Origin of the sequence: Niveibacterium umoris, assembly GCF_014197015.1 — a bacterium.
Lineage (GTDB): Bacteria > Pseudomonadota > Gammaproteobacteria > Burkholderiales > Rhodocyclaceae > Niveibacterium > Niveibacterium umoris.
In genome coordinates, this window is the sequence record NZ_JACIET010000002.1 from 1,281,378 (window position 1) to 1,295,850 (window position 14,473).

At 67.2% G+C, this 14,473-nt stretch carries 9 protein-coding genes and 1 pseudogene; 4 read left to right on the forward strand and 6 right to left on the reverse strand.

Features of this window, described 5'->3' with window-relative positions:
- Positions 1-17: 17 nt before the first annotated feature.
- A complete protein-coding gene (locus GGR36_RS17875; RefSeq protein WP_242533298.1) occupies positions 18-1,283 on the reverse strand; it encodes an AmpG family muropeptide MFS transporter in 1,266 nt (421 codons plus the stop codon).
- A gap of 104 nt (positions 1,284-1,387) precedes the next feature.
- Here GGR36_RS17875 and GGR36_RS17880 point away from each other — a divergent pair, with 104 nt between their 5' ends.
- The 3 genes and pseudogenes from GGR36_RS17880 (at position 1,388) to GGR36_RS17895 (ending at position 5,464) form a co-directional block, all read left to right on the forward strand.
- On the forward strand, positions 1,388-2,215 hold the full coding sequence (locus GGR36_RS17880) for a class I SAM-dependent methyltransferase (protein ID WP_183636132.1): 828 nt from the start codon (positions 1,388-1,390) through the stop codon (positions 2,213-2,215).
- 254 nt (positions 2,216-2,469) lie between these two features.
- A pseudogene (locus tag GGR36_RS17885) lies at positions 2,470-4,725 on the forward strand (ribonucleoside triphosphate reductase).
- Between the two features lie 28 nt (positions 4,726-4,753).
- Positions 4,754-5,464, forward strand: coding sequence for an anaerobic ribonucleoside-triphosphate reductase activating protein (locus GGR36_RS17895; RefSeq protein ID WP_183636135.1), 711 nt, complete (start codon positions 4,754-4,756; stop codon positions 5,462-5,464).
- Positions 5,465-5,491: 27 nt separating this feature from the next.
- Here GGR36_RS17895 and GGR36_RS17900 read toward each other — a convergent pair whose 3' ends face one another.
- The 4 genes from GGR36_RS17900 to GGR36_RS17915 form a co-directional block, all read right to left on the reverse strand.
- Positions 5,492-6,910 carry a diguanylate cyclase domain-containing protein gene (locus tag GGR36_RS17900; RefSeq protein ID WP_183636136.1) on the reverse strand — a complete coding sequence of 473 codons (1,419 nt, stop codon included), beginning with the start codon at positions 6,908-6,910 and terminating at the stop codon, positions 5,492-5,494.
- A gap of 48 nt (positions 6,911-6,958) precedes the next feature.
- Positions 6,959-8,383, reverse strand: coding sequence for a carbonic anhydrase (locus GGR36_RS21975; protein ID WP_183636137.1), 1,425 nt, complete (start codon positions 8,381-8,383; stop codon positions 6,959-6,961).
- 119 nt (positions 8,384-8,502) lie between these two features.
- Positions 8,503-12,054: a WD40 domain-containing protein gene (locus tag GGR36_RS17910; RefSeq protein WP_183636138.1), complete on the reverse strand. Its 3,552-nt coding sequence runs from the start codon at positions 12,052-12,054 to the stop codon at positions 8,503-8,505.
- 121 nt (positions 12,055-12,175) lie between these two features.
- Positions 12,176-13,039, reverse strand: a complete 864-nt coding sequence (locus tag GGR36_RS17915) for a DMT family transporter (protein WP_183636139.1) — start codon at positions 13,037-13,039, stop codon at positions 12,176-12,178.
- Positions 13,040-13,130: 91 nt separating this feature from the next.
- Here GGR36_RS17915 and GGR36_RS17920 point away from each other — a divergent pair, with 91 nt between their 5' ends.
- Positions 13,131-13,820 carry a Crp/Fnr family transcriptional regulator gene (locus GGR36_RS17920; RefSeq protein WP_183636140.1) on the forward strand — a complete coding sequence of 230 codons (690 nt, stop codon included), beginning with the start codon at positions 13,131-13,133 and terminating at the stop codon, positions 13,818-13,820.
- Between the two features lie 20 nt (positions 13,821-13,840).
- On the opposite strand, the gene GGR36_RS17925 is transcribed toward GGR36_RS17920, so the two are convergent.
- Positions 13,841-14,461, reverse strand: a complete 621-nt coding sequence (locus GGR36_RS17925; protein WP_183636141.1) for an HD-GYP domain-containing protein — start codon at positions 14,459-14,461, stop codon at positions 13,841-13,843.
- Positions 14,462-14,473: the final 12 nt, after the last annotated feature.

Consider the following 14,473-nt stretch of genomic DNA (forward strand, 5'->3'; position numbering starts at 1 on the left):
CGGCCTGGCCGGCGCCGTCAGGCGGCGTCGTCGCGCCACGGCGCCACCCGCGCCAGCAGCCACATGCCGGGCAGGGCGAGCGCAAAGCACAGCCAGAAGAAATTGAACCAGCCCATCTGCTCGACCAGAACGCCGGCGAAGGCGTTGATCACCGTCCGCGGTACCGCCATCAGGCTGGTGAACAGCGCAAACTGCGTGGCGGAGTAGGCGGGGTTGGTGGTGCGTGCAATGAAGGCCACGAAGGCTGTGGTGCCCAGCCCGACACCGAAGGCTTCCGCCCCGATGACCAGGCCCAGCTGCAGCAGATGCGTTGCGTCGCCGCTGCCGGGGCCGATCCAGGCGAGCCAGGCGAAGCCGAGCACCGCCACCGCCTGTGCCACCCCGAACAGCCACAGGGCGCGGTTGATGCCGAGCTTGATCATCCACACGCCGCCGAGCAGACCGCCCGCCACGCTGCACCACAGGCCGGCGTTCTTCGCGACGATACCGATATCGGTCTTGGAAAAGCCCATCTCGAGGTAGAACGGTGTCGCGAGCGCGGTGGCCAGTGAATCGCCCAGCTTGTAGAAGAAGATGAAGGCCAGCACCAGCGCCGCGCTTTGCCAGCCGTGGCGGTTGAAGAACTCATGGAAGGGCTCGACCACCGCATCGCGCAAGGTTCGCGGCGCGGCCTTGGCGGCGGCGGGTTCGCTCACGGCCAGCGACAGCAGCGCGCCCGGAATCAGGAAGGCCGCGGTGATCGCGAACACTTCGAACCAAGGGAGATGGTCGGCCAGAAACAGCGACAGCGAACCGGGCACGAGGCCGGCGATCTTGTAGGCGTTGACGAACACCGCATTGCCGAAGCCCAGTTCCGTTTCTGCCAGCAGTTCGCGCCGGTAGGCGTCGATCGCGATGTCCTGCGTGGCGGAGAGGAATGCCACCAGGGCCGCCAGCGCCACCACCGCGCTCAGGTCGACCACCGGATTCAGCGCCCCCAGTGCCACTACTGCGCCGATCAGCGCGAGCTGCGACAGCAGCATCCAGCCCCGTCGCCGGCCCAGACCGGGCACCGCGTAGCGATCGGCGAAGGGCGCCCAGAGGAATTTCCAGGTGTAGGGAAACTGCACCAGCGCAAAGGCGCCGATCGCCTTCAGCGACAGGCCTTCGGTCTTGAGCCACGCGGGCACCAGGTTGAAGAGCAGGAATAGCGGCAGGCCGGAGCTGAAACCCAGCACGATGCAGATCAGCATCTTGCGGGTCAGCAGCGTCTGCCAGAGTGAGGGTTGGGGCGTCGTCGTCATGGCCGAATTAGAGCATGGCATGAGCGACGGCGTGGCTGCTGCGCAGCCGCTGGCGTCATGCCGTGCAATCCCGTTAGGCTGTTGCAAGCCACAGGAGCGCGACCATGACTGAGGATGGCCCCCCGCCCAGTATCGAAGCGATCTGGGCACGCTACGACGCCGACGAGGCGCGCCTGTCCGCGCCCTTGAGCGAGCGCATGCTCGACCTGGCCGAGTTGCGGCCGGGCATGCAGGTGCTGGACATCGCGAGCGGGCGGGGCGAGCCGGCCCTTCGCGCGGCACGACGCGTGGCGCCCAAGGGTCGCGTGGTCGGTACCGATTGCGCCGAGAGCATGTTGCGGATGGCGCAGGCGAGAGCCCAGCGCGAAGGCGTGCGCAATCTCGAATTGCGGCGGTTGGCGGCAGAATCGCTCGCCACGCTGCCCCAAGCATCGTTCGATGCTGCGCTCGCGCGATGGGGCTTGATGTATCTGGAGGACCCGGTTGCCGCGCTCAAGGGCGCCCGCCATGCCTTGCGACCGGGTGGACTTCTGGTTGTGGCCGTGTGGGCCGAGCCCGAGCGTGTGCCGTACTTTTCCTTGCCGCGCGAAGTCCTGGCCCGTCATGCGCCGGTTCCGCCCATCGAAATCGGCGTACAGGGAACGTTTCGCTACGCGGCGGCGGATGCGCTGGCGCGCGATCTCGTCGAATCGGGTTTCGATCTGCTTGCGCAGGAGGAGGTCGAAGTTGATGTCATGGAGGCCCGAACACCCGCCGAGTTGGTGGCGTGGACGCGCGCCTTCGGCATGGGGCGCTTGCTCAACACGCTGCCTCAAACGGTGCAGCGCGCCTGGGCGGCTGACCTCGTCGCGATGGCGCCTTCGCTACGCAAGGGCGGGGTCATGCGCCTGGGTGGCGTGACCCGGATTGTGGTCGCGCGGCGCGCGGCTTGAATCCGGGCGTTGTTCCATCGCCGCATGCGGGCCGGGCCGCTTCCCGGCCCGGGCGGCGTTGACTTGGACCTGCACCACCACCGATGCCAGCCGCCGGACGCAAGCGGTCGTCTTCACATCACAAGCGCGGAAAACACCCCGCTTGACCCCCATCAAGCGCCGTCACGATTCATGGCGATGGCGGCTCCTCATGTTGGTGTGTACGACATATAGTGTTGCGAACCTAAAGTTGCCACTATATGTAGTGTATTGCCATGAGCCTGCCATTGACCGCATCCCAGCCTCTGCTCGGCGCGCTGCCGGCGCAAGTCCTCAAACGCGATGGGCGTACATTGCCCTTCGACGTCGCAAAAATCCGCAAGGCCATCGTGGCCGCCGGTGCGGCGTCCGGTGAATTCGAGGCGGGCGAGGCGGCGCGCCTGACGGCGACGGTGGGCAAGGTGCTGGCACATCGTTTCCACGGCGGGACGCCCGATATCGAGGCGATCCAGGACATCGTCGAGCAGGTGCTCGTCGCGGCGGACTGGTTCGCCACCGCGCGCGCCTACATCGTCTATCGCGAGCAGCGGGCCAAGCTGCGCACCGATCGCCGTGCGGTGGTGGATGCGATCGGTTCGATCAACGAGTACCTCTCGCAGAGCGACTGGCGGGTGCGCGCGAACGCGAACCAGGGCTACTCGCTCGGCGGGCTGATCCTCAATGTCTCGGGCAAGGTGATCGCCAACTACTGGCTCAACCATGTGTATCCGCCCGAAGTGGGCGAGGCGCACAAGCAGGGCGATGTGCACATCCATGACCTGGACATGCTGGCCGGTTACTGCGCCGGCTGGTCGCTGCGCACGCTGCTGCAGGAAGGCCTCAACGGCGTGCCGGGCAAGGTCGAGTCCGGGCCGCCCAGGCACCTGGGCAGCGCGGTGGGGCAGATCGTGAACTTCTTCGGCACGCTGCAGAACGAGTGGGCCGGTGCGCAGGCCTTCAGTTCCTTCGACACCTACCTCGCCGCCTTCGTGCGCAAGGACCGCCTCGGCTACGAAGAGGTGCGCCAGTGCATGCAGGAGCTGGTCTACAACCTCAACGTGCCCTCGCGCTGGGGCACGCAGACGCCCTTCACCAACCTGACCTTCGACTGGGTCTGCCCGGAAGACCTGAAGGAGCAGATCCCCTACATCGCGGGCGAGGAAATGCCCTTCGCCTATGGTGATCTGCAGGCGGAGATGGATCTGATCAACCGCGCCTTCATCGAAGTGATGATGGAGGGCGACGCAAAGGGCCGTGCCTTCACCTTCCCGATCCCGACCTACAACATCACGCCGGAATTCGACTGGGATCACGCCAACTGCACGCCGCTGTTCGAGATGACGGCCAAGTACGGCCTGCCCTACTTCCAGAACTTCGTGAACAGCGAACTGAAGCCGAACATGGTGCGTTCGATGTGCTGCCGGCTGCAGCTCGACCTGCGCGAACTGTTGAAACGCGGCAACGGCCTCTTCGGCTCCGCCGAGCAGACCGGCTCGCTGGGCGTTGTGACGATCAACTGCGCGCGGTTGGGCTATCTGTATCGCGGCGACGAGGCGGCGCTGTTTGCGCGCGTCGACGAACTGGTCGAGCTTGCGCGCACCAGCCTCGAGATCAAGCGCAAGGTGATCCAGCGCCACATGGACGACGGGCTCTTCCCCTACACCCGCCGCTACCTCGGCACGCTGCGCAACCACTTCTCGACCATCGGCATCAACGGCGTGAACGAGATGATCCGCAACTTCACCGACAACGCCGACGACATCACCACCCCGGCCGGCGAAGCGCTCGCCCTGAAGCTGCTCGATCACCTGCGCGCGCGCATTAGCCAGATCCAGGAAGAGACCGGCCACCTCTACAACCTCGAAGCCACACCGGCCGAGGGCACGACCTACCGCTTCGCCAAGGAAGACCGCAAGCGCTGGCCGGAGATCCTGCAGGCCGGCACCGAGGACCACCCGTACTACACCAACTCGACGCAACTGCCGGTCGGCTTTACCGGTGACCCCTTCGAGGCACTGGAGCGCCAGGAGGCGATGCAGTCGAAGTACACCGGCGGCACCGTGCTGCACCTGTATCTGGGCGAGCGCATCGACTCCGCCGAGGCTTGCAAACAACTGGTGCGCCGCTCGCTCGAACGCTTCCGCGTGCCCTACATCACCATCTCGCCGACCTTCTCGATCTGCCCGAAGCACGGCTACATCGCCGGCGAACACAAGTTCTGCCCGAAGTGCGACAACGAACTGCTGGCGAAGAAACGCGCTGCCGCGCCCTTGCACTGAACCCCACACAGGAGCCCGAACATGATTCACGAGACCCGTACCGAACGATTCGCCAGCCACCCCGAACTCGACGACAGCGAGCGCCAGCCCTGCGAGATCTGGACCCGTGTCATGGGCTATCACCGCCCGGTCGCATCCTTCAACCGCGGCAAACAGGGCGAGTTCTACGAACGCCAGTACTTCCGCGAAACCGCGTGCTGCGGCAAGGTCTGATTGCTCGGTGCACGCAGTGGATCACGACTTGCCACGCGCACCCTGGCAACAGCGCATCCAGGTCGGCGGCTTCAACCCGTTCTCGACGATCGATTGGCCCGGCAAGCTTGCGGCCGTGGTCTTCCTGCGCGGCTGCCCGTGGCGCTGCGGCTACTGCCACAACCCGGAGCTGCAGACCCGGCTCGGCCCCGCCCCGATTGCCTGGGAGGAAGTCGAGGCACAGCTGATCCGCCGCCGCGGCTTCATCGACGGCGTGGTCTTCTCGGGTGGCGAACCGACCGCAGATCGTGCGCTACCGGAAGCCATCTCGCGCGTGCGTGAACTGGGTTACGCCGTCGGGCTGCACACCGGGGGGGCTTACCCTGAACGGCTGGAGGCCTTGCTCCCCCAACTCGACTGGGTGGGCTTCGACCTGAAGACCGACCCCGCCCGCTATGAAACCGTGACCGGCGTTGCGGGCAGCGGCGGGCGCGCGTGGGCGTCGGCGCAAAGGATCGCGTCGTCCGGCGTTGCCCATGAATTCCGCATGACCTTCCATCCGCAGCTTGTCGCGCCGGCGGCGGCCCTGCGCGCGGCACACGCTGCGCGCACGCTGGGCGTCGAACACTTCGCCCTGCAGACGTTCCGTGCGCGTGAATGCATCTCACCCGCCTTGTCGCGTGATGCTCGCATTCCGCCTTCGCTGGCGGATGTATTGGGTGTGCTCTTTCCCCGCTTCACTTTGCGCGGGGCATGCTGAGGCCCGGCCTGCCGCGGCGAGGACGCCTCACGACGCCACGTCGGTGCCGCTGATCAGGTAGCGTCGTCCACCGGCCGCCTTGACCTTGTAGAGCGCCGCGTCGGCGGCGGCGCAGATCTCGTCGAGTGCGCATTGCGCGTCGTAGCTGATCGCGACGCCGACGCTGGCGCCAATCTGCAAGGGTCGCCCCAGCGCGGTGATGGGCTCGGCGATCAGTTTGACAATCTTGCCTGCCAGCACCGCCGCCGATTCACGTGTGACGCGGCCGGTCTGCACCACGGCAAACTCGTCACCGCCGAGGCGGGCGACCAGATCGTCCTTGCGCACGGCATGCGCGAGTCGTTGCGCGACGATGCGCAGCACTTCGTCACCGGCGGCGTGTCCGAAGCGATCGTTCACCGGTTTGAAATCGTCCAGATCCACGTAGAGGAAGGCGACGCCGTCGTTGTCGCCGCGACGCCCGAGGCCCTGACTGAACCAGTGATCGAGGTGGCGGCGGTTGGGCAGCCCGGTCAGCGGGTCGTGGTCGGCGCGCTGGCGAAGGTCTTCGACCGCAAGTTCCTCGCTGATGTCCTGCAGGATGCCGATACCGATGACGCCGCGACCGACCTCCCGTGGGCGGAACTCCACCTTCAGCTCCGCGGGAAAGTGCTCGCCGGAGTACCGCAGGCATGTGATGCGGGCGACACGCCGGGCCGTAGCTTCGCCGCCGACGGCGGCGCGAACCTCTTCGTGATCGCCCGGCGCAACCCTTTCGAGAAAGGCCGCGAGATTGCCGGGGCGCTCACTGAAGGCGTCGGCATGGAAGATCGGATCGAACACGGCATCGAAGCTGATCCGGTCTTCATCGACGTCGTACTCGAAGCCGCAGATCAAGGCGAGTTCCTGCACATGGCGGAAACGTCGGGCAAGGTCGATGTACTGCTCGAGCAAGCGGCGCTGTCGCGTCAGCGACCAGATCCGGCGGGCGACCATGTCCAGCAGCGCAACATCGTTTTCGTCGTAGTCGATGGGTTTGTTGCCGACGCCCACCAGCATTCGCACCAGTCCTTCGTCGACCACCGGCAGCCCGAGATGGCGGCGCAGGTGCACGTGCCCATCGGGCAGCCCGCGTTTGCCCTGCGCTGCGGCGTAGTCGTTATCGATGCATGCGCGCCGGGTACGCGCCGACTCGGCCCAGATGCCGGCGGCTGCAATCGGGTAATGCCGGTCGTAGACGGCCTGGCAGCCCGCCAGCGTGTCGTGCGACCACACGCCCAGTTCGATGGAGCTTTGATCGTCGTTGATGAAATGCAGGTAGGCGATACGGCTGCCGGTGGCGGCCTGCGCGATGTCGACGCCGCGCTGGATGATTTCGGATTCGGTCTGAGCCGTGCTCAGCTCATCCAGGTCGCGGACGATGGTGACGTGAAGCGCCTTTGCGGCGTCGGACAGGGGTGTGCCCACATTCCATCCCGGCGCTGAGGTCCGGGCGGCCGAAACGCCGCCAGGACCTCAGCGCGACTCCTTGATGATACGCCCGTTGGGGGGCTGGATCGGCCGCGCGTTGTTGCGGTAGAAGCGGGTGAACACGGCGAGTTGATCCGGCGACAACTGGGCCGGTTGACGCATCACCATCCACAGCACGCCCTCGCTGCAAGGCGGCGTGGTCAGCGAGCCCATGTAGGTGAAATAGCTCTTGTCGGAAGGCAACAGATCGGCCGGGTTGATCGCCACCGCGGGCTGATAGGACTCGTTCTTCTCCAGCGGCAGGTTGTTCCACAGCGTCTGGATCAGCGGATGTGCGCTACCCCGGTCAAGCAGCACCGCTACGACCGCCAGCTTGCCGTCAAGATCCTTGTGCACCAGGTGCACGACCATGTCGAAGGCGCGGCCGTCGATGCGCTCTTCCGAGGGGCGGTGGAAGTGGAACTGCTGCAGCTCGTAAGTGCGGCCCATGACTTCCATGTTCAGGCCCGGCCCGACGGTGACCTGGATCGTGTGGCCGTTATCGATGATGCGGAAGTAGCTCGGCTTGTAGTCGAATTTGATCGGCTCCAGTTCCACCTTGATGCCGTCGCGGATGTCGATTGGCGATTGCCGGCTGCCACTGCCGCAGGTGGCGTATTCGGGCTTCATGCGCGACCAGTTTTGCGGGCCGGTTTCGCCTTCATAGCTCCAATGCGCGTGCGGCGACATGATCATCTCGCCAGCATGCGACGGCGGTGCCTCGTGCGCATCTTTCGGCGCTACGCTCTTGCGCGGAGGCGGGCGGTAGTAACGCGGCGCCGCGGTCGGTGGCGGAGGCGGTGGCGCTTCGGCCTTGGGCGCCTCGGTCACGCGCGGGGCGGGCTTGGGCGGCAGCTGGATCAAGGGCTTGCTGGTGATCGGCTTGTCGCTGGGCGCCTCTGCATGCGGCTCTTCCTTCACCATTTGCAGATCGGCGTGGCGCATCGCCACGTCCGGCTTGTTCAATTTCGGGGCCGGCCCCGACATTTCCAGTGCTTTCTGTTCAGCCGCCGCCGCGACCTTGGCCAACTGCTGCAGCGTGGCCGGTTTGCACACTTCCTTGAAGAAGTGGTCGTCGAGCGTGCCGGGCTGGATCGGAATCGGTTTGGGCGCCTGGGCCGGCTCTTCGCGGATCGTCAGACCCTGCTTGTCGAGATACACCCGCTTGACCGTCAGGAACGTCTGGCTGCGGCAGTCGTAGCGGTTGAGCGCCTTGACCGTCTTGTAGCCGGCGGCGTCCACTTCCTCGTCGGTCAGCACGACGCGCCCCCAGGCGACCTTGGTGCCGGCGTCTGAAGCGAGCACGCTCGCGCGGTCCAGATCGATGCTGCGCCCTTTTTCCCGTGCGACATGGAACCAGTCCGCCGATAGGGCGGGCTGTGCGAGGGCACACAGACCGAGCAGGGAAAGACGAATAGCTGCGCTGCGCATGATGCGGCTCCGACAAGCGTTCCTGTCAGTGTTTTCGGCCGCGCGCGGCAATGCTTGAGGGCGCAGGCGCCGGCGCCTGTCGCGTCAAGGCCTTCAGCAAGGCGCGGCCGGCCCCCGGATCAGGGCCATTGATCGAGAAGAATGCCGGCGCGCCCCTTGTTGAAATCGAACAGTGCCGGTTGCTGCGCGGGGCGCGGGGCCGCCGCCCCCCCGGCGGCGCTCTCACGGTGCACGCGGGCGCCGCGATCCCCCGCAGGGCGCTTGCCGCTGCGGATCTCCTCGGCCAGGGTCGGCACCCGTTGCACGCCGTACTGCAGCCACTCATCCAGCCAGATGCGCTGGTCGGGCGGCGCGAAATCGGCGCGGCGCGACTGTAGCCCGTCGTGCACCAGGCTGTAGGTGAGCAGGCCGTGGCGCAGGCGCTGGTCCTCCAGCGCGAACTCGTCGCTCTGGCTTGCGGCGAGGATCCGCATGCCCTTGTCGAAGGCCAGCTGCCCGAGTCCGCGGCTGCCCATCGGGCCGGGTTTGAAGCCTTCCGACTGCACGCTGGCGGCGGACTGGCAGGCGTCGACGATCATCGTCAGGTCGCCTGCGTCCACGTCCCGCAGCCACATCGACAGCTCGTCACTGCCGATCGCATGGGCTTTGAGCGAGGGGGTGATCCGCCGGCCGTCTTCGTTGCCGCCGGTGTCCTGGGGGATCAGATAGAACTGGCCGCCGCCGTCGGTAAAGCCGTGGCCGGCGAAAGAGAGCAGCAGCAAGTCGTCGGGCCCCGCTTTGCGTAGCGCGTCCGCGCCCGGCAGTTGCGCGAGCGCCAGCACCTGCTCGCGCGGCAGCGATTCACCGGCGAGCCGGGCGATCACGGCCCGCAACGCCGCCTTGCTCGCTTGTCGTGTCGCACCGTCGGAGGTCAGTGTCAGGGGCACCACCTGTGCATAGGTGCCGCGCCGATCCAGCGCGGCCACGATGCTGGCGGCCAGCACACGTGCGTCATTGGCCGCGAAGCCCAGATCCCACGCCGGGTTTTCATGCTGATTGACGCCAACGCTGATGACGTAGGCTTTGCCGCGCTCGGCCGTTGCAGCACGACCGCGCATCGCCGGTGTCTCATAGCTCATGCGTGCGGTGGGGCTTTTCACGCGGTCGTCATTGAAGGCGTAGGCGGAAAAGCGCACCTCGGATCGCGTCTGCGTGGCGGTGCGCGGCAGCCGCACGCTGAAGCGCTGGGTGTAGCGGCCCGCGCCGGGGGTGGCCAGGCGACCGTCGGCATGGCCCACGATCTGGCCGTCGCGGAACAGTCGCAGGTCGTGGGCGGCGGTCGCCGGCTGCGTAGCCTGGGCGCCGTTGCGTGGACGGCTGGTTGCGCCAGCGGCCTCCACCGTCACGCTGACCTGCTGTGCGTCGGACGGGTCGGGTTCGATCGCGGTGATGCGTACCGACACCGGGGTGCGGTTGAGCGACGCGAGCGGGCGCACGGGTGCAAAGTGCTCGCCGGCGAGGATGCGGGCAAGCAGGCGTGGCTCGAAATAGTCCTTCATGAAGGCTTCAAGCGGCACCGCCCGGAACGGGTCGTCCGGCAGAACCCAGTGCAGGTAGGGGATGGATTCGAGGTCGGCCGTGTCAAACCGGCCCTCGGGGTCGGTGACCACCCAGCGCCCATCGCTGAAGGCGACCAGCGTGGCCAGCAACTCGCCGCCGGGGCTGCGCCAAAGCCGGATGGTGCCGTCGGTGCTGGCCGAAAACAGCAGGCGGTCGTGGTCGGCGAAGGCCAGTGCCTGCACCGAGCTTTCGTGCCCTTGCAGGCCGTGCAGACGATGCGGCGTGTCGTCGAGCCGCCACAGCGTCACCAGGTTGTCCTCGCCGGCGCTGGCCAGCAGTTCGCCATCGCTGGAAAAACGCAACGCCTTGACTTCGAGGAGTTCGTCCTCTTCCTGCAGCGGGTACACCGCCTCGCAGGCGCGGTAATCCCATAGTCGCACGCCGCCCGCGTTGTTGCCGGTGGCGAGCAGGCGGTCGCCGCGCAGCAGCGTGGCGGCCGTGATCGACGTGTCCAGTGTGCAGCGGCGTTCGCCGGTGGCGGTGAGCCAGACTTCGGCGACCGCGTCGGAGCCGGCGACCAGCAGCGTCTGCCCGTCGTGACTGAAATTGAGGGTTTGCACGACATAGGAATCGTCGACCCCGCGTGCTGCGGCGGCTTCGAGCACCCTCGTGGTGTCGCCGCTGCGTGCGTCGAGTAGCAGCGCCCGCACATGGCGGCCGCCGACCGCCAGCCAGCGCGCATCGTCAGAGAACACCAGCGGGCCGTTGAAGTCCGGCGGCAGCGGTGTGCGTCGCGGCGTCCCGGTCGTGCCAGTGGGCCACCATTGCAGTGCGCCGTCGGTCAGCGCGACGATCCAGGCACCGTCCGGCGAGAGCGCGAGGCCGCCTGCGGGTGCACCGGCCAGCGCCAGACCATCGGTCTCGAGCTGCCGCACCAGGCGCCCCTCGGTGAGCGACCAGACGCCGAAGCGGCCGCGCTGCTGGTTGCCGGCGACCAGGCTGCGGCCGTCCGGCGCCAGCGCCATCGAGAGCACGCCGTCCACCCCGGCCGAGAGGTCGGCCTGCACCTGGCCATCGGCGGCGGTGCGGATCACCAGCGAGGACCAGTCGCTCGTCGCCATGCGGCGTCCATCGTGGCTGAGCGCCAGCTGTTGATGCCCGGACTGGCCAATTGCGAGCGCGGGCAGCAGTTCGCGGCCGTCGGCCGGATCAAACCTGCGCAGTTGCGCCGCTTCGTCGACCGCCGCCAGCCAGCGTCCGTCCGGCGCCGCCTGCAACTGGCGCAGGCGACCGAGCGGGGTCGGGATCGTGCGCAGGCGGCGGCCGCTCGCCGGCGCGACGATTTCGATACGCCCCGCCTGGCTGTCGCGTGTCCAGATGGCAGCGGCCAGCCACCGTCCGCCGGGATCCGGCGCAAGCGCCATTACCGTGCCGCCCAGTGCCTGCCATTCACGTCGAAGCGCACCGGTGGTGGCATCGAAAATTCGCAGCGAACCGTCCTCGTCACCGACGAAGATTTCGCGTCCGTCCGTCGACCAGGCGAGCGACGACACCTGACGATGCTGCAACGCGATGCGCAGCCGCGGCTGCGCTCTGGCCGGATCGAGGAGCACGAGCCAGTTCTCGGACTTGGCGCGATCTTCGGCCTTGTCGTACAGGCGTATGCGGTCACCGCAGGCGACCGCCACCGCGGCGCCGCGTTCGGTGACGGCCAGATCCGCGACGCGCAGGAACGAGCTCTGCTCGCCACTGCAATGCCAAGACCGCAGCATCGCCCCGGCGGCCGCATTCCAGATGCGAACCTCGCCCCCTTCGTCGCCCGATACCAGTGCGGTGCCGCCTGGCAGCCAGGCGAGTGCGGTCAGGCGATCTGCGCCGGCGGTGATCGTGCGCAACTCGCGAGCGTCGTCGACTGACCAGAGTTTGATGCGTTTGTCGTTGCCACCGGTGGCCAGCAACTGGTCATCGGGCGAGAACTGCATGGCGTCGATGTTGCCTGAGTGGCCGGACTGCACGACCAGGCGCGGCATGGTCGCCGTCACTTCGGCGGGGGCCGCGCCCAGATCTGGCGCTGCGAGCAAGGGAAATGGCAAAAGCAGGCGCAGGACGAGCCGGAGCGAGCGTTGGATCATGGCGGGTTGCGGCGGCCGGTGGCTGGGTGACCGATCATGCCATCAGGTCGCGGGTGCGCGCAGCGCTGAAGCGGTGATCCTTGGGGCAGCGGGCTGACGCCTGCGGTGCCCGGTCGGCATCTCAGCGCCCCACCACCAGGAATCCGGCCAGCAGGATCAGCGCGCCGCCTGCGAGGGTGCCGGGGCCCAGCGGCTGCCCGAGAAAGGCCGCGCCGGCCAGCGCGGTGACCACCGGTTCGAAGGTCGATAGCGTCGCGGTGCGGGTGGGCCCGAGCCGCCGCAGCCCGGCGAGGAAGCAGCTGACCCCCAGCACGGTGGACACCACGGCGAGCGCGACCACCCCCGCCCAGGCCTGGGCGCTCTGCGGCAGATGGGGGCCGGTGGGCAGGGTCAGCAGCGAGATCGCGAGACAGCCACTGCTGCACACCACCGCCGCCTGCGAGAACGCCGGGGTGCCGGCGGGCAGCCGCCGGCCGGCCAGCGTGTAGAGCGCATAGATCAGGCCCGACGCAACACCCAGCGCGATGCCCAGCGGCTGCGCGCCGCTTGCATAGCCGATCGTCAGCGCGCAGCCGCCCAGTGCGCAGCCGAGCGCGATCAGGCGCCTGCGATCGGCGCGCTCGCCATGCAGCAACCAGGCCAATGCGGTGACGAATGCGGGGTAGAGGTAGAGCAGCAGCGCAACGACGACCGCCGGTGCCACCGTCAGCGCCGTGAAGTAGCACATCGCGAGGCCGGCGTAGCCCAGCGTGCCCATGCCGATCAGCAGGAACAGGCTGTGGCCGCGCGGCAGCGGCTGGCGTCGGGTGAAGACGATCAGCCACAGGATCGCCGCGGCAATCGCGAAGCGCAGGCTCAGCAGATCGGCCGGCCGCAGGCCGTCGCGCCAGGCCGGCGCGCTGAATATCGGCATCAGCCCGAAGCAGGCTGCGGCAACAAGGACGAGCAGGGCGCCGATCAGGCGGCCGCGTTCGGAGTGAGGCATCGACGGCATTTCGGCGTAGGGGCGATCCGGTGAGTTGCACCGTTGCGGTGCGCTACTATTCTGCCTACTTTTGTACCGGAAACCTCATCACATGGAACAGCGTCGCAAGGCCGACATCAACGGGTTGCTGTCCCGCCTGCCCTTGTTTGCACAGGTCGAAGCGGAAACCGTCGCGACCCTCGCGGCAAGCACCCAGGAGGTGCGGCTGGAGAAAGGCAAGCTGCTGTTCCAGCAGGGTGATACGGCGGACGGCTTCTATGTCGTGGTGTATGGGCAGGTGAAGCTGGGCTTTTCCGCGCAGTCGGGCCACGAAAAGGTCGTCGAGATCATCGGCCCGGCGCACAGCTTTGGCGAGGCGGTGATGTTCATGGGCCGCCCCTATCCGGTGTTCGCGCAGGCTTTGTCCGATGCGATGGTGCTGCAGATTCCGGCGCAGCCGATTTTCACGCTGATCGAGCGCAACGGCAGCTTTGCACGTCGCATGCTGGCCGGCATGTCGATGCGGCTGCACTCGCTGGTGCAGGACGTCGAATCGTATTCGCTGCGTTCTTCCACCCAGCGGCTGATTGGCTACCTGCTGCGCAACGCGGACGAAATCGAATCCAACACCGCCGAGATCGATCTGGAGACCAGCAAGCAGGTGCTCGCGTCGCGCTTGAACCTGACGCCAGAAACCTTCTCGCGGGTTCTGCATGCGCTCACCGAAGCCAAGCTGATTTCGGTGAATGGCAAGCACATCACGATCCACGACATCGCGCGACTCAAGGCCTACGACAACTGAGGCCGCACCGGCCGGATCGCTCAATTGGCGGCGGAACGTCGCGGCTCTGACGCGAGGGCGCGGTCGGACTTCACTACCGCGAGGAAGGCCGCGAAGACCTCCGGGTCCCAGCGGATGCCGACTTCGCCGGTCATGACTTCGATGATCCGCTGGTGGCTCTTTGCGTCGCGATAGGGCCGCCGCTCCGCCATCGCGTCGTACGCGTCGGCGACGGCGATGATGCGCGAGACAAGCGGTATCTGTTCGCCGACGAGACCATCCGGGTAACCGTTGCCGCTCACGCATTCGTGGTGGTGCCGCACATACGGCGCAATGGCGATCAGCGCCGGGTCGCCTGAATCCGCCAGGATGCGTTCGCCGAGAACGGTGTGCGATTTCATCGTCTCCCAGGCATCGCGATCAAGGGTCTGCGGCGATGCGAGCACGTCGGGCGGGATATCGACCTTGCCGAGGTCGTGCAACTCGGCCGCAAGGCGCACCTGTGCGATGTCGCGTTCGGGCAGCCCGAGACGCTGTGCGATGCGCTCTGCGAGCGACACCACCCGGTCTGCATGTTCGTAGCAGTCCGCCACGCGTTCGCTGAGCCCCGCCAGGAGTGTGCGGGCGTGTTCGAGAGGCATCGCTTTGTTCAGCCGGACCATGGCGCCCTCCGC